A 17,548-nucleotide genomic window follows, 5' to 3' on the forward strand; every position below is an offset into this window, starting at 1 on the left:
CGGAAGTCGGCCGGCGGGAGAGGCGAGCGCGCCGACCGGGGTCGGGCCGGCGGGCGCGCTGACAGCACGAGCCGCAGCGCTGCGACACCGCCCCCCACGGGGCCGGTGCCGCCGAAGCCGGCAGCCCCACCCCCCGTGCACGGAGCCGGGCCCACCGGGGACGCGGCGGCTCGCCCGCCGCGTCCCGCGCCCACTCCGTTCACGTCCCCCTTCCCGCCCGCGGCAGCGGCGGGCGAGGGTACGGAGCGGCCGCCGGCCGCGGTCAACGGCAGCAAGGCCGCCCGCCCGGCGGGCGGCGGCACGATGACCTCACCGCGCCCGACCCGGGGCACCCCGGCCGGCGGCGTCCCGTCGACCGCTCACCGAGTGGGGCAGTCCATGGCGCAGCAGGGGCGGACCGGTCCGGAGCCACAGCCCCGACCGATCGCGCGCACCCGCCGGGCCCGGTTGCGGGCGGCGCGGGTGGACCCGTGGTCGGTGATGAAGGTCGGTTTCCTGCTGTCCCTGGCACTGGGCGTGGTGCTGCTGGTCGCGGTGACCGTGCTGTGGCTGGTCCTGGACGGCCTGGGCGTGTTCGCCTCGGTCGGGGACACGGTCAAGGAAGCGACCCAGTCGGAAAACAACAACGGCTTCGACCTCCAACACCTCCTGTCGCTGAAGAACACCCTCTTCTTCAGCGGCGTCGTGGCCATCGTCGACGTGATCCTGGTGACCGCGTTGGCCACACTCGGAGCGTTCCTCTACAACCTCACCGCGTCGTTCACGGGCGGCATCGAGGTCACGCTGGCCGAGGAGGACTAAGGATTTTGGAGGCGGGCAAGCGGTGCGGTACGCTCTCTGAGCACGCACGCGGGCCTATAGCTCAGACGGTTAGAGCGCTTCCCTGATAAGGAAGAGGCCACAGGTTCAAGTCCTGTTAGGCCCACTTCGCGCACATGGCTCAAGGGCCCTTCCCCGTGGTTCGGGGAAGGGCCCTTGAGCGTTTCCGGGGTCGGACGGGAGTGGCGTGGGGGATGCGGGCCGAGCCGCCCGTCAGTTGCGGAGGGCGGCCGGCTTGGTGTTGCCCTGTTTGGGGTCGGTGGTGGTGAGTTCGCCCCAGTAGATCATTCGGTTCCGGGAGGTGAACTCCGGATCGCAGGTGGTCAGGGTGATCAGGCGGCGGCCGGCCGGGCCGCCCAGGTCCGGCGGTTGCGCGGTGAGCACCGAGCCGTTGGAGGGCTTGGTGATGAACGGGCCCTTGACGATCGTGTAGGTGAACCACTGGGTCTTGGTCTCGACGACCACCTTGTCGCCCGCCTTGAGCCGGTTCAGGTGGCGAAACGGCTCGCCGTGGCCGTTGCGGTGCCCCGCGAGCCCGAAGTTGCCGGGGCCGCCGGGGCCGATGTAGGGCGGGTAGGTGTAGTGGCCGACGCCCTTGGACAGGGACGCCAGGCTGGATCCCTCGATGATCGGTTGCGCCCAGTCCGAGCCGAGTCTGGGGATCCACAGGATGGCCAGCGTCTCGCCGCGGATGCTGTACGAACCCGGCACCCGCTGGCCGTCCCGGCCGCCGTCGACGCTCACGTCGGTGGGGCCGTCCTGGACGTCGCTGGGCGGTAGCGCCGCAGGCGGCTCGGCGTCCGCCACCGGTGCCTTGGCCCAGTCCTTGCGCAGTTGCTCCACTTCGCTCCGGGCCTCGGCCTGGGCCTCGAAGTTGGTCCAGTAGAGCTGGTGGACACACAACAGCAGACCGATCAGGCCGAGCGTCAGGAGGAGTTCCGCTCCGACGCGAATCGTCTTGCGTACAACGCCCATGGGTCGACAGCTTGGCACAGACAAGCAGTTTGGTCAGGCCCCGGAGACCGGAATGTGATGAGCCGTCACTTGGCGGCGGCGAGCAGCGCGTCCGGCTTCCCCTGCGTCCGGGGTCGTTCCTCCTCCAGATGTCCCCAGACGATCAGCCGGTATGTGGACGCGCCGTCGGGGGTGCACGTGGTGAGGGTGATGTAGCGGCCGGCCTTCTTGTACGGGCCGCGGTCCGGGATCGGGTCGATCACCTCGATGTGCTGCGGCGAGGTCTGCGGCAGGTCGGCGTCGATGGTGTACGTGAAGTACGTCGTGGCGGTCTCCACGACCACCTTGTCGCCGGGCTTGAGCTTGTTGATGTAACGGAACGGCTCACCGTGCCCGTTGCGGTGTGCGGCCACCGCGAAGTTGCCCTGGGCATCCCACGGCATCGCCGTCTGCGGGTCCGTGTAGTGGCCCACCAGGCCGTTGTTGAGCACCTTGGCCCGATCGGTGCCCTCCGCTATCGCCTGCTTCTCCATCCCGATCCTGGGGATGTACAACAGCGCGAACCCCTTGTTCGGAGCCACGAACTGACCGGGATTGCGCGGGTCCACCCCGGTCGGGTCGTTCCAGCTCTGTTGTATGTCGTGCGCCTCGTCGCGGGCCTTCTCCGCCGCCACCACGTTCGTCCACCAGGTCAGGTAGACCACGTACAGGACCAGCAGCACGCCCACCGTCATGGCGAGTTCGCCGACCAGGCGGGCGCTCGCGGTCAGGATCCGCGCACCCGTGGACGGCTTGGCCGCCCGACGTCGGGCGGCCCGACCGGCGCCCTCGGCCACCGCCGGGCTCGCGGGTGGTCGGCCGCCGCGCCCGGGCTTCCCGCGCTGCGCCTTGCGCCGGGCCGCCCGCCCACCGGCCGCGGGCGCGGTCGGGCCGGCGCTCCCGGTCGTCGTACCCGACCGCACGGCCGGGGCGAGCGACGGATCGAACGCCCGCTCGCCCGGTGCGTCGACCGGCGTCTCCGTGTCGGTGCGAAACCACGCGTCCGGCCCGGTCGCGGACTCGGACGCCGGCGGTCGAACGGCGGGCGGCCCCGCCACCGTTCCCGGCGGCAGCGAGAACCGCTGCGTCGTCCCGAGCGGTGGTGTCCCCGTGAACGGCTCCCGGGCCGGAGTCTGCGCCTCGGCCTCGGCCGCCCGGAGCTGCGCGGCCCGCCGGCGCGCCGCGCGACCACCGGGACTCGGCTCGGAAACGGCGGGAAGGGCCGCTGCGGGCGGTTCCGCGAAGCCGGGCTGGACCAACTCGCCCGAGTACGCTCCGGGCGCGTACGGGGCGATCTCGGCCGATCCGTACTCGACCTCGGGTATCGGCGTCTCGGTCAGGCCGGGAGCGGCGTGCGCCCGACGACGGGAGCCAGACCCGCCGACCGGGCCGGCGCCGTCGGGTCCCCGCACCTCACCAGCCAGTTCGCCAGCATCAGGTGGCCGTACTCCGTCAGCACCGACTCCGGGTGGAACTGCACGCCTTCGACCGGTCGGGCGCGGTGCCGCAGGCCCATGATCACGCCGGTCCCGGTCCATGCGGTCACCTCCAGTTCGGCCGGAATCGTGTCCGGATCCACCGCGAGTGAGTGATAGCGCGTCGCGGTGAACGGCGACGGCAGGCCGGCGAAGACGCCCGCCCCCTCATGCACCACAGGGCTGGTCTTGCCGTGCAGGAGCTCGGGTGCCCGGCCAACGGTAGCGCCGTGCGCCGCCGCGATGGACTGCATCCCCAGGCACACGCCGAAGACCGGCACCCGGCCGCCCTCGCGGCGCACCATCTCCATGCAGATCCCGGCATCCTCGGGTGTCCCCGGGCCGGGCGAGAGCAGTACGCCGTCGAACTCCTCGGCCTCTTCGACGGTCACCGCGTCGTTGCGGCGCACCTCGCAGGTCGCGCCGAGCTGGTACAGGTACTGCACGAGGTTGAAGACGAAGCTGTCGTAGTTGTCCACGACGAGAATGCGCGCGCTCATCCGGGCAGCCCTCCCGGCAACGCCGCGGGGGAAGTCGCCCCGCCCGCACCGGTGGGGCGCGGTGCGCCGCCGGGGCCGGTGGTGCTCGTGACGTTCTCCTGATCGACCGTCACATCGCTGAACGGGAGCAGGGGTTCCGCCCACGGGAAGACCCACGTGAACAGCGCGTACACGGTCGCCAACACCAGGAGCAGGGAGATCAACAGCTTCACCCACGCGTTACCCGGCAGAGTGCGCCAGATCCAGCCGTACATCAGGCCCAGGCCCTCTCTCGCTCGCCGCCCGCGCGGCTCGACTCGCTCATCCCTGCAACGCCGCCGGCTTGCCCGCCGCCAACGGTGTACGCGACTCCAGGTGACCCCAGACGATCAACCGGTGCGTGCTGCCGAACTCAGGTTCGCAGGTGGTCAGGGTGATGTATTTCCCGGGAGTCTTGTAGGCCTTCTCCGGGACCGCGTCGAGCACGTGCACGTCCTCGGGGATGGTCTTCAGGACCGCCTTGTCACCGCTGAGGCTGACCGGCTTGTCGATCGTGTAGACGAACCACTCGGAGATGCCCTCGATCACGATCTTGTCGCCCACCTGCAACTTGGGCACGTTCAGGAACGGGTCGCCGTAGGTCTTGCGGTGCCCGGCGATCGCGAAGTTGCCGTCCTCGCCCGCCTGCGCGCTGCCCTTGTACCAGCCCAGGCCCTTCTGCAGCTCCTTGGGCGTGACCCCGGGACGGATCGTCTTGTACCAGTTGCTCCCGAAGCGCGGCACGTACATCGTGCCGAACGGCTCGTCGTCGTGGTACGGAGCCTGCGCCGGCATCTGCGCGACCGGTACGTCCTTGGGCTTGGTCGCCACGATCCGCTTGCGCGCCTCGTCCAGCTTGTGCATCTCGTCGGCCCGCGCCCGATCGGCCAGCACGCCGGTCCAGTAGAGCTGATAGACGACGAACAACAGGATGACGACGCCCAGCGTGATGAAGACCTCCCCGAGGCCCCGCATCGTGGTCCGCAACACTGTCGTCAGACTCCCCTCGGTTCACCGCTGCCGATCACGTCCCGGAGACTTTCGCATACTCCAGGCCAAGGGGCCCCGTATACCCCGGCGCATCCAGGCGCTTCTTGTCCTCGACCTTCCAGCCGAGTCCGAACGCCTCGACGTAGTCGGTGTAGTTGGACACGCTCTTGCTCTGGTCCAACGCGCGTCGCAGGACATTGGTGTCGCCCACCGCCGAAATCACGTACGGCGGCGAGTAGACCCGGCCGTGCAGGATCAGCGTGTTGCCGACACACCGCACGGCGGAGGTGGCCACGATTCGCTGGTCCATGATCTGGATCGCCCGGGCGCCGCCGCTCCACAGCGCGTTCACCACGCCCTGGATGTCCTGCTGGTGCACCACCAGGTCGTCCGCGGTGGGCTCGCGCACCCCGGGCACCCGCGACTTCGCGTCCGGCGGGGCGTCGGTCAGGGTCACCGTGAGCCCCTCCCCGGACACCGGGGTGACCCCGGCCGGATCCGCGACCGCGTCGATGCGACCGCGGGCCTGCGGGTCGTTGGCCTGTTCCTGGACGAGCGAGTCCACGTCCTTTTGCAACTCGGACAGATCCTGCTGGGCACTCTCGTTGCGCCGACCCTGGTCCCGGATCACATCGGACAGCCGAAGCATTTGCGCGTCGCTGCGCAGATTGGTGCCGTGCGAGGTGTCCGCGCTGATCCAGAACAGCAGTCCGGCCAGGGCGAACACCACAAGAGCGGACAACCGGGGTACGATCGCTCGCCAAGACGTTCCGGTTGGCCGCATGGCGAAGATACGCACGTCGCCGTACCCTCCTTCCGGACCTGACAGCGACTACGCTAACCGACACATCACCGGATCGTGTCGCGTGTGCTGCGCACCCACTCGTCCGGCTACATCGACAGGAGAGACTCTCGTGCCGAAGTCCCGGATCCGTAAGAAGGACGACTTCACCCCGCCGCCGCCCAAGAAGACGACCATAAAGCTGGACTCGCGCCGCTGGGTGGCGCCGTTCATGCTGGCTCTCTTCGCGATCGGCCTGCTGTGGATCGTGGTCTTCTACGTGACCGACATGCGCTTCCCGGTCGAGTCCCTGAAGAACTGGAACATCGTGGTCGGCTTCGGCTTCATCGCCGCCGGCTTCGGCGTGTCCACCCAGTGGAAATAGCGCATCGACGCAGCTCAGCGAGCTTTCCGGGGAAGACTCCACAGAGTTATCCACAGTGGGGATAACCAGGCAGATCCTGTGGATAACCCTTCACGGTCCAACGAGTGACCGGGATGCGGGTAACGGCTCGCATCCCGGATTCATCACCATGGGTCATTAGGATGATTCACTGCGTGATCGCCGCGTGACCACCCCGCGACCGTGCCGGGCGCTCGATCAGAGGATCTGCGCGGTCCGGATCGCCACGATCGCCACGATCACTGCGGACACCGCGAGCAGGCTGCCCACCTGGATCGCCGTGCGATTTCGCTGCGGTGCGTAGACCAGGCCGATCGCGGCCAGGGTGCCGGCGACCAGGCCGCCGATGTGCGCACGCCAGTCGATCGTGCCCATGTTGAGAAACGTGATCATCAGGTTGAGCACGAGCAGGATGGTCAGCGGCCGCAGGTCGTACCGAAGTCGGCGACCGAGCACGATCATCGCGCCGAACAGCCCGAACAGGGCCCCGGAGGCCCCCAGCGAGCCCTGCCGCGGGTCGGCGATCAGATACGACAGCGCGGTGCCGCCGAGCGCGGAGACCAGGTAGAGGGCGATGAACCGGGTCCGGCCGAGCGCGGCCTCCAGCGGAGGGCCCAGCATCCACAGGCCGACCATGTTCAACCCGATGTGCCACACCTGCTGATGCAGGAACGCCGCGGTGAGCAGGCGGTACCACTGGCCCTCGGCGACCCCCTGCCACTCGCCCCCGTCGAAGAACCGGCCGACCAGGATCATCTTGTCGACGAACTTGTCGCCGATCACCAGGACCAGCAGGAAGACCGCGAGGTTGAGCCCGATCAGGGTCTTGGTCACCACCGCGTTCGCGGTCGTGGACGAGATCCGGCCGCCGGCCACGGTGCGCGCCTCACGGACTCGACCGGTGCCCTGGCGGACACAATCCGGGCACTGGAAACCGACCGACGCGCTCACCATGCAATCGCCGCACACCGGCCGCTCGCAGCGGGTGCAGCGAATGTTCGACTCACGGTCGGGATGCCGGTAACACACGGGCGGACCGGCCGGTCCGGTCGCGGCCGGTGGTTGTTCGTCGGGGCTCATGCTCACCTTCAAACACGTGACGCGGGCCGGGACCCGAAGGCCCCGGCCCGCGTGCTCGGGGTTCAGGACGTGACGGTCTCGACCTCGACGGTGTTGATCAGGACATCGGAGGTCGGGCGGTCGCGCATGTCGGTCTCGGTACCGGCGATCGCGTCGACGACCTTGCGGCTCTCCGCGTCGGCGACCTCGCCGAAGATGGTGTGCTTGCGGTTCAGGTGCGGCGTGGCACCCACGGTGACGAAGAACTGGGAGCCGTTGGTGCCCGGTCCCGCGTTCGCCATCGCCAGGAGGTACGGCTTGGAGAACTGCAGATCCGGGTGGAACTCGTCGGCGAAGCGGTAGCCCGGGCCGCCGGTGCCGGTGCCCAGCGGGTCACCGCCCTGGATCATGAAGCCGGAGATGACGCGGTGGAAGACGGTGCCGTCGTACAAGCGATCGGTGGTCTTCTGACCCTTGCCGGGGTGCACCCACTCGCGCCGGCCCTGGGAGAGCTCCACGAAGTTCGCGACCGTCTTCGGCGCGTGATTCGGGAACAAGCGGATACGGATGTCCCCGTGGTTGGTCTTGATGGTGGCGAAAAGATCCTCGGCCACTGTTGCGCCTTCCCTACGGTTACACGGACGGTGTTCTTGAATCCTCGAAATCCTCGCATGCCGCGGCCGGCTCCTGCCACGACAGGGCCCCGGGCACCGTTCCACCGTACGGATCCCCGCCCGTCGCGCGGTGCATGATCCAGGGATCGTCGGGAACAGATAGCGGATGAACCCGGCGAGTAGGAGGATGTCGTGACCCGCATGGATCCGGTACGTGAGGCGACCGGTAGGACCAGGGAGCGGCTCGCCCCACACGCCGCCAACGCGAAGGACGCGGCGGCCCACTACGCGGGCGCGGCACGTGATCGGGCGGTCGAGACCACGCGCGAACGTGTGGTTCCCGCCCTGGTCCACGCCAAGGACAACGCCGCTCCACGCGTCGAGCACGCCGTGGAGGTGGCCCGGCACCGGGTCCGCCACGACGTGGTGCCGCGCGTGTATCAGGCGGTCGATCAGGCCCGGGTCGCCGCCGAGCCGGTCCGCGACGAGGCCTGGTCCCGGGCCGGCGCGGCGCTTTCGGTGATCAAGGGCGAGGTGACCGCGGCGGAGATCGAGAAGGTCGCCCGAAAGAAGCGACGCCGCGGCCGCGGCCGGCGCCTGCTGCTGATCACCGTGGTCGTGGGCGGCGGCTTCGTGGCCCTGACGTGGTGGCGTCGGCACAACGCGCAGCCGGAGTGGCTGACCGACGAGCCGGAGACCATGCCGCCGGAGACGGCGACCATCCGGCGGCCGGCCGGTTCGACGCACAACGAGGTCAAGCCGGCCGAGGACGAGTTCCGTTCGACGGCGCCGAAGACCGACTGACCGGCGCACCGCACGACGAAGGGCCCGGCGCACCGGATGGTGCGCCGGGCCCTTCGTCGTGTCGCGGTCCAACGGTTGTGGAGCCTAGGGGAGTCGAACCCCTGACATCTGCCTTGCAAAGGCAGCGCTCTACCAGCTGAGCTAAGGCCCCTCGGTGTCCGCACCAGATTACCGGTAATCCGGTTCGGCGTGGACGACACCTCACCCGAGGAAACGGACGTTTCACGTGAAACGCGCGTTTCCCCGGGCGGGTTCAAGCCTCTGCGGGATCTCCCACAGGATCTGCTCAGCGAGTGGCAGTGCCCGCCGGAACCGCGTCCGTCGCCTCGGTCCACAGATCCTGCTCGGCCCGATCCGCCTGGATCTGGCGGTAGACCAACAGGCCACCTACAGCAGCCAAAGCCACCAGGATCAGCTTCTTCATCAGCGTGGCCTCTCCGTCCTGCGAGTGACGTTCGTGCACCTGTCCGCACGCCTGGGGCGCCGCGGTCGGGTTGGGCTCGACAATAACAGGTGCACCGAGGCACCGACCAATACCGAAACCCCCGGTCAGGCCCCGATCGACGGCACGCGCGGCGATCGGTGCGACGGATGGGGTCGGCAACGCCGAAGGCCCCGGGAGCGGTTGCTTCCGGGGCCTCGGGCGTCGGCGTGGGTGACTCGGCGCTGCGGGTCAGTCGGGCAGGCCGCCGTGGCCGCCGCGGAGGTCGCCGCCCATGATCGGGTTGCCGCCACCGCGGTTGTCGCCGGACGGGGGCGGGGTGGTGCCGGGGTTGCCGCCGGGGGAGCCCGTCGAGTTGGTCGGCGGTGGCGAGGTGTTGACCGGCTGCGGGCCCTTGGAGACGGTCAGGTTGACCCCGTTGCCCTCGGTGATCTTCGAGCCTGCGGTCTGGCTCTGCTTGATCACGGTGCCCACCGGCTTGTCCGCGCTGTACTGGTCGGACTTGGTGACCTTGAGCTGCAGGTTCTCGAGCTGGACCTTCGCGTCCTCGTACGAGGCGCCGACCACGTTCGGCATGTCGTGCTGGGGCTTGCCGCTGAAGATGTTCAGGGTGACCTGGTCGCCCTCGTTCAGCTCCTGGCCGGCATCGGGGCTGGTCGAACACACCGTGTCGCGCTGGCAGTTGGTCAGCGTCTGGCTGCGCTGCGGTACACCCACCAGGTTCGCGGCCTTGAGCTTGGCCGTGGCCTCTTCCTCGGACAAGCCCTTGAGACCGGTGGGCACGGTGGCCTTCTTCGGGCCGCCGAAGGCCCAGACCTGGATCGTGTCGCCCTTCTTGGCACTCGCCCCGGCCTCGGGGGTCTGCTTGCAGATGTTCCCCTTCGTCCCGGTGGCGCCGGTCGGGCACTTGCTCGGGTCGTCGTTCATGTTGACCTTGAAGTCGGCGTTCTGGGCCGCCGTGCGAGCTTCCTCGAGGTTCTTGCCGATCAGGCTCGGCGCGCTCGCCGACTTGTCCTCGCCGTCGCCCATCAGGGTCTTGCCCACGAAGAACGCGGCGATCAGGACGGCGACACAGGCCAGGGCGAGCAGGATCCAGGCGCCGCCCCGGGACTTCCTGGGCTCGTCCCGGCGGCGATCGTTGTCGTCGAGTTCGTACTGACCGGTGTTCGGTCCGCGACCGTGCGCCGGGATGACCTGGGTCGCCCCGCCCGCGGTCGGCGGCAGGTACTGCGTCGCCGGGTCGGCCCCCATCGGCGCGGCCATCACGCTCGGCGCGCCCACCGGGAGCCCGTGCAGGGCCCGCTCGATGTCGGCCCGCATCTCGTCGGCGCTCTGGTACCGGTTGTCCGGGTTCTTCGCCAGCGACTTGAGCACGATCGAGTCGATCGTCGGCGAGACCTCCGGATCGAACGTGCTCGGCGGCAGCGGGTCCTCGCGGACGTGCTGATAGGCCACCGCGACCGGCGAGTCGCCGATGAACGGCGGGCGCTCGGTGAGCAGTTCGTAGAGCAGGCAGCCGGTGGAGTACAGGTCGGTGCGGGCGTCCACGGTCTCGCCGCGGGCCTGCTCCGGGGAGAGGTACTGGGCGGTGCCGATCACGGCCGCGGTCTGGGTCATCGTCATGCCGTTGTCGGCCATGGACCGGGCGATGCCGAAGTCCATCACCTTGACCGTGCCCTGCCGCGTCAGCATGACGTTGGCGGGCTTGATGTCGCGGTGGATGATGCCGTTGCGGTGGCTGTACTCCAGGGCCTGGAGCACGCCGGCCGTCATCTCCAGCGCCCGTTCCGGCAACAAACGGCGGCCGGAGTGCAACAGCTCGCGCAGCGTCGAGCCGTCCACGTACTCCATCACGATGTACGGGATCGAGATCCCGTCGATGTAGTCCTCACCGGTGTCGTAGACCGCGACGATCGCCGGATGGTTCAGCGAGGCCGCGGATTGCGCCTCGCGTCGGAACCGGGCCTGGAACGTAGGGTCACGGGCGAGATCGGCGCGCAGTGTCTTGACCGCCACACTGCGTCCCAGACGAATGTCACGGCCCATGTATACCTCGGCCATGCCACCACGGCCGAGGACCGCGCCGATCTCGTACCGGTCGCCGAGGCGACGCGGCTCTTCCATAACTTCCAGCCCTTCCCTTACCGGTCCACGGCCTTCGGTCTTCGGCCGGCCGAGACCGGGGCGGTTGCCCGACCGGTCCGGCACGTTCTCCGACACGGTACCGGTGTGACGGCCCGGGGGGTCGCCACACCCGAGTCACGAGGACACGTCGGTATCTGATTGCAGTAGTGGTCGGAGTCTCTAACGGTGTGATCGCGGGCCATGGCTCACTTCTTGACCACGGCTTCCATCATTGCCTTGGCGATCGGAGCGGCGAGGCTGCTGCCGCTGACCTCGTTGCGCTCGGCGTCACTGTCCTCGACCACGACCGCGACGGCGACCTTCTTGCCGTCGGCGCCCTTGGCGTAGGAGACGAACCACGCGTAGGGCGGTTCGCTGTTCTTGACGCCGCGCTGCGCGGTGCCGGTCTTGCCACCGACGGTGACCCCGGGAATCTTGGCGGCCTTGCCGGTGCCGTTCTCGACGACGCCCTTCATCATGTCCTGGAGCATCTGCGCGACCTCGGGGGTGACCGCCTGACTGGCCACCTGCGGCTGGGTCTTCTCCAGCACCGAGAGGTTCTGCGCGCGCAACTCGTCCACGAGGTAGGGCTTCATCACCTTGCCGTTGTTCACGATCCCGGCGACGACCATGGCCATCTGCATCGGGGTCGAGGCAACGCTGTCCTGGCCGATCGACGAGCGCATGAGCTGGCCTGTGTCCAGGCCGGCCGGGAATACGCTGGGCGAGACCCGGCTCGGGATGTCGAGCGGGTTCTGGGTGGTGCCCTTGCCGAAGTTGTTGAAGCCGAACGCGTCGGCCTGCGCCTTGACCTTCTCCTGGGACAACTGCTGGCCGACGCTGGCGAACACGGTGTTGCAGGACAGCTCGAGAGCCTTCTGCATCGTCGCGCCGGCGCATTCCTCCGGGTGCGAGTCCGGGAGGAACTGGGTCGAGTTCGGGTAGAACAGCTTGCCGCCCTGGAGCGGGACGTTGGGCACGGTGTCCGGCTTGAACTGACCCGAGGACAGCGCCGCCGCGGCGGTGACCAACTTGAAGGTCGAGCCCGGTGCGTAGGTGTACCGGATCGCCCGGTTGTCCATCGGCTTCTTCGGGTCGAACTTGTCGTCCTTCTTGTTCTTGTCGTAAGTCAACTCGTCGTACGCCTTCGACGCCGCGTTGCGGTCGTTCGAGGCCAGCGCGTTGGGGTCGTAGGACGGCGTGCTGGCCATCGCGAGCACCTTGCCGGTGTCGGGGTCGATCGCGACCGCGGCGCCGGTCTTGCCGTCGAGGCCGTTGAACGCGGCCTCCTGCGCCTTGGCGTTGATGGTCAGTGCGACGTTGCCGCCCCGGGTGCCCTTGTTCGTCACGGTGTCGAGCACCTTGCGCACGAACAGCCGGCTGTCCTTGCCGCTGAGGATGTCGTCCTCGAGGTTCTCCAGCAGGTTGCTGCCGACGAAGGGCGAGATGAAGCCGGTGATCGGCGCGTACATCGGGCCGAATTCGTACTTGCGCAGGTATTCGAACTGTCGGTCGTCGGTCTTGACCGAGCTGGTGATCGGCTTGCCCTCGACCAGGAAGTCACCGCGCGGATGGGAGTACTTCTCGTACGCGGCGCGCTTGTTGTGCTTGTTGTTCGAGTAGTCGTCGGCCTTGACGACCTGGACCCAGTTGGCCCGCAGCATCAGCGCCGCGACCAGGATCAGGCAGAAGACGGAGACCCGCCTCAAAGGCTTGTTCACGGTATGTCCCTCCCCTGGGCGTGCGTTGCGGCGGCCGTCATGATTGCTGCCCGCCGGGGCCGCTCTGGCCCGGTGGGCCGTATGGCGTTCCGCCGCCGGGGTTCGGCGGGGGAACGAATGGTCTGGGTGGTGTCGGGGACCCGCCCGAGGGCGCCGGCCCACCCGGTGCGGCGGGCACTCCGCCCGCCACGGTCAGCGCCTCGGGAGAGGCGGAGCCCTCGGCCGGCGTCGAGCTCGGCGGCGGTGGGGTGGAGCCGGCGGCGGGGGTGTTGCTCCGGCCCGAGGCGTGCGAGCCGCGCCGCGGCGCGACGCCTTCGCTCGGGTCGAACGCGCCCGCCGGCGGCGCGGGTCGCCGGGCCGTGTCGCTGATCCGGATCAGGATCGCGACCAGGGCCCAGTTGGTGATCACGGACGAACCACCCTGCGCGAGGAAGGGCATCGTCATGCCGGTCAGCGGGATCAGGCCGGTCACGCCGCCCGCGACCACGAAGACCTGGAGCGCGATGGAGACCGAGAGGCCGGCCGCGAGCAGCTTGCCGAACGGGTCGCGGGCGGCCAGCGAGGTACGCAGACCACGTTCGATCAGCAGCGCGTACACCATGAAGATGGCCATCATCCCGGCCAGGCCCAGCTCTTCGCCGACCGTGGTGAGGATGAAGTCGCTGCGTGCGGCGAAGCCGATCTCGGTCGGGTGGCCCTGGTTGAGGCCGGTACCCAGCAGGCCGCCGGTGCCGTAGCCGAACAGCGCCTGGGCGAGCTGCTCGGACTGCACCGAGCCGTCGCCGTTGTAGACCGCCAGCGGGTCCAGCCAGGCCGCCACGCGGTCGTGCACGTGCGGCTCGAAGGTGCCGACGATGGTCGCGCCGCCGACCGCCATGATCACGCCGAACAGCAGCCAACTGGTGCGCTCGGTGGCGACGTAGAGCATCACCACGAACAGGCCGAAGAACAGCAGCGAGGTGCCCAGGTCGCGCTCGAAGACCAGGATCAGGATGCTCAGCAGCCAGACCACCACGATCGGGCCCATGTCCCGACCGCGGGGGAAGTACAGGCCCATCACCTTGCGGCTGGCCAGCGCGAGCGCGTCCCGCTTGGCCATCAGGTAGCCCGCGAAGAAGATCGTCAGCACGATCTTGGTGAACTCGCCGGGCTGGAAGTTGAACGGGCCGAGCCGGATCCAGATCTTGGCGCCGTACATGTCGCCCGGGAACGGGATCGGCGACACCAACAGGACCAGCGCGAGCGCCATGAACGAGTAGGTGTAGCGCTGCAACAGCCGGTGGTCCTTCAGGATCACCACGACCACCGCGAACAGCGCGATGCCGATCGCCGAGTACATGAGCTGGGACGTGGCCGCCGCGGTGCCCTTGACGTTGTTGGGGAGGCCGATCCCCTTGACGATGTCCAGGTCGAGCCGATTGATGAACATCAGGCCCATGCCGTTGAGGAAGGTCGCCAACGGCAGCAGCAGCGGGTCGGCATACGGCGCGAACTTGCGCACCAGCAGGTGGGCGAGGCCCGCGAAGACGCCGAGGCCGAACCCGTACTTGACCAGGCTCCCCACCGGCAGTGACCCGTCCCCCGCCAGTCCCACGTTGGCATAAGCCAGCATCGGCACCAGCACCGCGAAGCCGAGCATCATCAACTCGGTGTTGCGGCGATTCGGTGCGGCTTGGGGGGTGATCGTCGTGTTGCTCACGGCGCTCCCCTCAGTTTGTTCCGGTGGTTCCGGGCGGTCGCGGATAGCACTGCTTGGCCAGGTCGGCCTCTTCGGCGGAGAGCCCCGTTCCGGGCGCCTCCGGCACCGCGGCGGGCGGCGAGGTACTCGGCGGGGCCGAACTCGCCGGTGCGGTCGGACTCGTCGTCGAGCTGCCTCTGCCCTTGGAGCCCGGGTCGGCCGACGAGGTCGACGAGCTCCGGGTGCTTCGGGACGCGGTGGTCGGCGTGTGTTTGGCGCCCGGCGCGTTGCTGTTCAGCGTGGCCGGCAGGCCCGGGTTCTGCTGCGGGAACAGGTTCACGCTGCCCGCCGGTTGGGCGCCGGGGGTGCCCTCCGCCGCCTTCTTCGCGTCCTCGCTCGCATACGCCTTGCGACACACGTCGGCCTGCCGCCTGAGCCGGTCGATGGTGTGCCGGGCCTCGGTCAGGCTGGCCGCGTCGAGCGTGCTGTTGACCGCGTCCCGGTTGGGCTGGCCGATCATGGTGAGCTTCAGGTCGTCGTAGCTCTGGTAGGTGCTCGCGAGGTTGAGACCCAGGATCTTCGAGTCGATGCCCCGATAGATCGCGACGTGGTCTCCTTTGTCGGCCACGAAGTATTGGGTCTGCGTCCAGTAGTACGCGCCGCCGACCGCCGCCACGAGCACCGCGATGCCGCCCCAGATCGGGAGCGTCCGGCGCAGCGTGGACTTCGGCTTGGGCTTGCGCCGACTGCCCGGCTCGGAGACCAGGGCCTCGGTCTCGTATTCGCCGGCGGTCAACTCCCGGGCCCGGGACGCCGGGGTGGTCGGCAGCGTCGTGGTGTCGTCCACCACGCTGGCCACCGCGCCGACCACGATCGGGCTGTCCGAGGGCTGATCGGCCGGGTCCACCACGTCCGCGACGATGCAGGTGATGTTGTCCGGGCCGCCGCCGCGCAGCGCGAGCTGGATCAGCTCCTGCACCGCGTCGCCGGGGTTGCCGTAGGTCAGGAGGGTGCCCTCCATCGTCTCCCGACTGACCACCCCGGACAGGCCGTCGCTGCAGATCAGGTAACGATCGCCGGGCCGGGCCTCGCGCACGGACAGGTCCGGCTCGACGTGGCCGCGCCCGTCCAGGGCCCGCATCAGCAGCGAGCGCTGCGGATGGTGGTCGGCTTCCTCCTCGGTGATGCGGCCCTCGTCGACCAGGCGCTGCACCCAGGTGTGGTCCTGGGTGATCTGTTCCAGGGCGCCGTCACGCAGGAGGTAGGCACGGGAGTCGCCGATGTGGGCGAGGCCGAGTCGGCTCCCCGTCCACAACAGCGCGGTCAACGTGGTCCCCATGCCTTCGAGCTGGGGATCGTCGTCGACCATCACACGCAGTCGGTCGTTGGCGCGATCGACCGCCGAACGCAGCGCGTCCAGCAGGTCGGCTCCGGGCACGTCCTCGTCGAGTTCGACGATGGTGGACAGGACTTCGGAGCTGGCGACTTCGCCCGCTGCCTGCCCGCCCATGCCGTCGGCGACCGCGAGCAGGCGAGGTCCGGCGTAGCCGGAGTCCTCGTTGCCTTCTCGGATCATGCCCTTGTGGGATCCGGCGGCGAAGCGGAGAGAGAGGCTCATTCAGGCTACCTGCGCAGCTCGATAACGGTCTTGCCGATACGGATCGGCGCTCCGAGTGGCACGGGGGTCGGACCGGTCAGGCGCGTACGGTCCAAGTAGGTACCGTTCGTCGACCCGAGGTCTTCGACCACCCAGCTGCCGTCGGGCGCAGGGTAGATGCGGGCGTGCCGACTCGACGCGTAGTCGTCGTCGAGCACGATGGTCGAATCGTGGGCCCGGCCGATGGTGATCTGCTGGTCCGTCAGATTTATCGTCGTGCCGGTCAGCGAGCCCTCGGTGATCACCAGCTTGCTGGGATTGTTGCGCTGGCCGCGGCGAGGCCGGGCCTGTTGCCGCTGCGGGGGCGGGGCCGGCTGCGCCTGCTGAGGCGGAGCGGCACCTCCTCCACCGGCGGCGGGCGCGGCGGTTCTGCGCCGCGCGGGTCGTTGGGTCACGCGTGTGCCGAAGAGGTCGCTACGGATCACCTGTACGGCGACGATCACGAACAACCACAGCACAGCGAGGAAACCCAACCGCATAACGGTGAGGGTCAGCTCAGACATGCGCCCGTTGTCACCCCTCGGCTTGGCGGAACACGACAGTGGTGCTGCCGAGCACGATGCGCGATCCGTCTCGCAGGCCTGCACGCTGACAGTGCTGGCCGTCGACGACGATCCCGTTGGTCGAACCGAGGTCCGTGATCGACGCCGGAGCGCCGATGCGGATCTCGGCGTGGTGTCGCGAGACGCTCGGATCGTCCACGCGAACTTCCACATCGGTGCTGCGGCCCAACTTCACGACCGGGGCAGTGAGCTCGTGACGCACCCCGTTGACCTCCAGCCAGGTTCGCAGCCGTGGTGCCGGCGGCGGATTCTGACCGTAGGCGGCCTGCTCCCCCGGCTGCGGCCGGGGAGGCGTCGGCGTTCCCGGGGTTCCGGGCGGGCCGAAGGGCGGTGGCGCGGGCACCCCGGGCGGGGGTGGCCCGCCGGGTCGACCGTATCCATAACCCTGTGGTGGCTGCTCCGGTTGCGGCCCCCCGCCCGGGAAGGGCGGTTGTTGTGGGGGCTGTTGTTGTTCATGGTGCGACTGACTGCCCGCGAGCGCCTGACTACGCACACGGTACAGACCCGTGTCGAGGTCGTCGGCATGCTCGAAGTGGACCTCGACCGGACCGATGAAGGAATAGCGCTGTTGTTGCGCATAGTCCCGCACCACGGTCGCCAGCTCGCCGCCGAGTTGCTGCACGTACGGGCTCAGGCGCTCATAGTCGTGTTGGCCGAGCTCGACGACGAAGTCGTTCGGGACCATGGTTCGGTCGCGGTTCCAGATCGTCGCGTTGTTGTCGCACTCGCGCTTGAGCGCGCTGGCGATCTCGACGGGCTGGACATCCGACTTGAACGCCTTGGCGAAGGCGCCGTTGACCAGGCCCTCAAGCCGTTGCTCGAACTTCTTCAGGGGACCCACGGGCACCTCCTTCCGTACGCGATCGGCCGGTCCGGTCCTACAGTCTGCTCACTGATCGTATCCACG

The 17,548-nt window shown here is 69.0% G+C and carries 18 protein-coding genes and 2 tRNA genes; 4 read left to right on the top strand and 16 right to left on the bottom strand.

The genetic code is table 11. The features are described 5' to 3' along the window. The first annotated feature begins 378 nt into the window (after positions 1–378). Entirely contained in the window at positions 379–801 is a 423-nt protein-coding gene (locus tag ACH4U8_RS33735; protein WP_380017933.1) for a DUF3566 domain-containing protein, read from the top strand. 50 nt (positions 802–851) lie between these two features. Beyond that, positions 852–925, top strand: a tRNA-Ile gene (locus ACH4U8_RS33740). Positions 926–1,032: 107 nt separating this feature from the next. On the opposite strand, the gene ACH4U8_RS33745 is transcribed toward ACH4U8_RS33740, so the two are convergent. The 6 genes from ACH4U8_RS33745 to ACH4U8_RS33770 all read right to left on the bottom strand — a co-directional run bounded on the left by ACH4U8_RS33745 (position 1,033) and on the right by ACH4U8_RS33770 (position 5,579). Next, entirely contained in the window at positions 1,033–1,794 is a 762-nt protein-coding gene (locus ACH4U8_RS33745; protein ID WP_360311314.1) for a class E sortase, read from the bottom strand. Positions 1,795–1,859: 65 nt separating this feature from the next. Continuing rightward, positions 1,860–3,224: a class E sortase gene (locus ACH4U8_RS33750; RefSeq protein WP_395782268.1), complete on the bottom strand. Its 1,365-nt coding sequence runs from the start codon at positions 3,222–3,224 to the stop codon at positions 1,860–1,862. Continuing rightward, positions 3,149–3,787 carry an aminodeoxychorismate/anthranilate synthase component II gene (locus ACH4U8_RS33755; protein WP_360311310.1) on the bottom strand — a complete coding sequence of 213 codons (639 nt, stop codon included), beginning with the start codon at positions 3,785–3,787 and terminating at the stop codon, positions 3,149–3,151. The genes ACH4U8_RS33750 and ACH4U8_RS33755 overlap by 76 nt, the downstream gene beginning before the upstream one ends. Next, positions 3,784–3,999, bottom strand: a complete 216-nt coding sequence (locus tag ACH4U8_RS33760; RefSeq protein WP_395782373.1) for a hypothetical protein — start codon at positions 3,997–3,999, stop codon at positions 3,784–3,786. Before ACH4U8_RS33760 ends, ACH4U8_RS33755 begins: the two co-directional genes overlap by 4 nt. 88 nt (positions 4,000–4,087) lie before the next feature. After that, positions 4,088–4,780, bottom strand: coding sequence for a class E sortase (locus ACH4U8_RS33765; protein WP_395782270.1), 693 nt, complete (start codon positions 4,778–4,780; stop codon positions 4,088–4,090). Positions 4,781–4,829: 49 nt separating this feature from the next. Next, positions 4,830–5,579: a DUF881 domain-containing protein gene (locus tag ACH4U8_RS33770; protein ID WP_395782272.1), complete on the bottom strand. Its 750-nt coding sequence runs from the start codon at positions 5,577–5,579 to the stop codon at positions 4,830–4,832. Between the two features lie 130 nt (positions 5,580–5,709). On the opposite strand from ACH4U8_RS33770, the gene crgA reads away from it, so the two are divergent. Then, positions 5,710–5,961, top strand: coding sequence for a cell division protein CrgA (crgA, locus tag ACH4U8_RS33775; RefSeq protein ID WP_020557121.1), 252 nt, complete (start codon positions 5,710–5,712; stop codon positions 5,959–5,961). A gap of 216 nt (positions 5,962–6,177) precedes the next feature. Here crgA and ACH4U8_RS33780 read toward each other — a convergent pair whose 3' ends face one another. Both ACH4U8_RS33780 and ACH4U8_RS33785 read right to left on the bottom strand, forming a co-directional pair. Further along, positions 6,178–7,059: a rhomboid family intramembrane serine protease gene (locus tag ACH4U8_RS33780; protein ID WP_360311303.1), complete on the bottom strand. Its 882-nt coding sequence runs from the start codon at positions 7,057–7,059 to the stop codon at positions 6,178–6,180. 62 nt (positions 7,060–7,121) lie between these two features. Further along, entirely contained in the window at positions 7,122–7,652 is a 531-nt protein-coding gene (locus ACH4U8_RS33785; RefSeq protein ID WP_360311301.1) for a peptidylprolyl isomerase, read from the bottom strand. 201 nt (positions 7,653–7,853) lie between these two features. On the opposite strand from ACH4U8_RS33785, the gene ACH4U8_RS33790 reads away from it, so the two are divergent. After that, the gene (locus tag ACH4U8_RS33790) at positions 7,854–8,456 is read left to right on the top strand and encodes a DUF5324 family protein (protein ID WP_360311349.1); all 603 of its coding nucleotides are present in this window, start codon (positions 7,854–7,856) and stop codon (positions 8,454–8,456) included. A 78-nt stretch (positions 8,457–8,534) separates the two neighbouring features. On the opposite strand, the gene ACH4U8_RS33795 is transcribed toward ACH4U8_RS33790, so the two are convergent. From ACH4U8_RS33795 to ACH4U8_RS33830, 8 genes are all read right to left on the bottom strand, one after another. Then, positions 8,535–8,607 (bottom strand) — tRNA-Ala (locus ACH4U8_RS33795). Positions 8,608–8,742: 135 nt separating this feature from the next. Continuing rightward, positions 8,743–8,880 carry a DLW-39 family protein gene (locus ACH4U8_RS33800; RefSeq protein ID WP_020557117.1) on the bottom strand — a complete coding sequence of 46 codons (138 nt, stop codon included), beginning with the start codon at positions 8,878–8,880 and terminating at the stop codon, positions 8,743–8,745. Positions 8,881–9,129: 249 nt separating this feature from the next. Next, positions 9,130–11,022, bottom strand: coding sequence for a Stk1 family PASTA domain-containing Ser/Thr kinase (gene pknB, locus ACH4U8_RS33805; protein ID WP_360311299.1), 1,893 nt, complete (start codon positions 11,020–11,022; stop codon positions 9,130–9,132). Positions 11,023–11,228: 206 nt separating this feature from the next. Further along, on the bottom strand, positions 11,229–12,743 hold the full coding sequence (locus ACH4U8_RS33810; RefSeq protein ID WP_360311297.1) for a penicillin-binding transpeptidase domain-containing protein: 1,515 nt from the start codon (positions 12,741–12,743) through the stop codon (positions 11,229–11,231). 37 nt (positions 12,744–12,780) lie between these two features. Then, positions 12,781–14,442, bottom strand: coding sequence for an FtsW/RodA/SpoVE family cell cycle protein (locus ACH4U8_RS33815; protein WP_360311295.1), 1,662 nt, complete (start codon positions 14,440–14,442; stop codon positions 12,781–12,783). Between the two features lie 10 nt (positions 14,443–14,452). Further along, the gene (locus ACH4U8_RS33820; protein WP_360311293.1) at positions 14,453–16,039 is read right to left on the bottom strand and encodes a PP2C family serine/threonine-protein phosphatase; all 1,587 of its coding nucleotides are present in this window, start codon (positions 16,037–16,039) and stop codon (positions 14,453–14,455) included. A gap of 5 nt (positions 16,040–16,044) precedes the next feature. Beyond that, positions 16,045–16,581 carry an FHA domain-containing protein gene (locus ACH4U8_RS33825; protein ID WP_360311291.1) on the bottom strand — a complete coding sequence of 179 codons (537 nt, stop codon included), beginning with the start codon at positions 16,579–16,581 and terminating at the stop codon, positions 16,045–16,047. Positions 16,582–16,591: 10 nt separating this feature from the next. Beyond that, complete coding sequence (locus tag ACH4U8_RS33830; protein ID WP_395782274.1) at positions 16,592–17,482, bottom strand: FhaA domain-containing protein; 891 nt, start codon at positions 17,480–17,482, stop codon at positions 16,592–16,594. Positions 17,483–17,548 lie beyond the last annotated feature (66 nt).

This window comes from Embleya sp. NPDC020886 (genome assembly GCF_044333915.1).
Classification (GTDB): Bacteria; Actinomycetota; Actinomycetes; order Streptomycetales; family Streptomycetaceae; genus Embleya.

What these genes read in the sequence shown, in the direction of transcription:
- ACH4U8_RS33735 (WP_380017933.1), top strand. Translation starts at nt 379, where the DNA reads ATGGCGCAGCAGGGGCGGACCGGTCCGGAGCCACAGCCCCGACCGATC.
- ACH4U8_RS33745 (WP_360311314.1), bottom strand. Translation starts at nt 1,794, where the DNA reads ATGGGCGTTGTACGCAAGACGATTCGCGTCGGAGCGGAACTCCTCCTG.
- ACH4U8_RS33755 (WP_360311310.1), bottom strand. Translation starts at nt 3,787, where the DNA reads ATGAGCGCGCGCATTCTCGTCGTGGACAACTACGACAGCTTCGTCTTC.
- ACH4U8_RS33765 (WP_395782270.1), bottom strand. Translation starts at nt 4,780, where the DNA reads ATGCGGGGCCTCGGGGAGGTCTTCATCACGCTGGGCGTCGTCATCCTG.
- ACH4U8_RS33770 (WP_395782272.1), bottom strand. Translation starts at nt 5,579, where the DNA reads ATGCGGCCAACCGGAACGTCTTGGCGAGCGATCGTACCCCGGTTGTCC.
- ACH4U8_RS33780 (WP_360311303.1), bottom strand. Translation starts at nt 7,059, where the DNA reads ATGAGCCCCGACGAACAACCACCGGCCGCGACCGGACCGGCCGGTCCG.
- ACH4U8_RS33790 (WP_360311349.1), top strand. Translation starts at nt 7,854, where the DNA reads ATGGATCCGGTACGTGAGGCGACCGGTAGGACCAGGGAGCGGCTCGCC.
- ACH4U8_RS33800 (WP_020557117.1), bottom strand. Translation starts at nt 8,880, where the DNA reads ATGAAGAAGCTGATCCTGGTGGCTTTGGCTGCTGTAGGTGGCCTGTTG.
- pknB (WP_360311299.1), bottom strand. Translation starts at nt 11,022, where the DNA reads ATGGAAGAGCCGCGTCGCCTCGGCGACCGGTACGAGATCGGCGCGGTC.
- ACH4U8_RS33820 (WP_360311293.1), bottom strand. Translation starts at nt 16,039, where the DNA reads ATGAGCCTCTCTCTCCGCTTCGCCGCCGGATCCCACAAGGGCATGATC.
- ACH4U8_RS33825 (WP_360311291.1), bottom strand. Translation starts at nt 16,581, where the DNA reads ATGTCTGAGCTGACCCTCACCGTTATGCGGTTGGGTTTCCTCGCTGTG.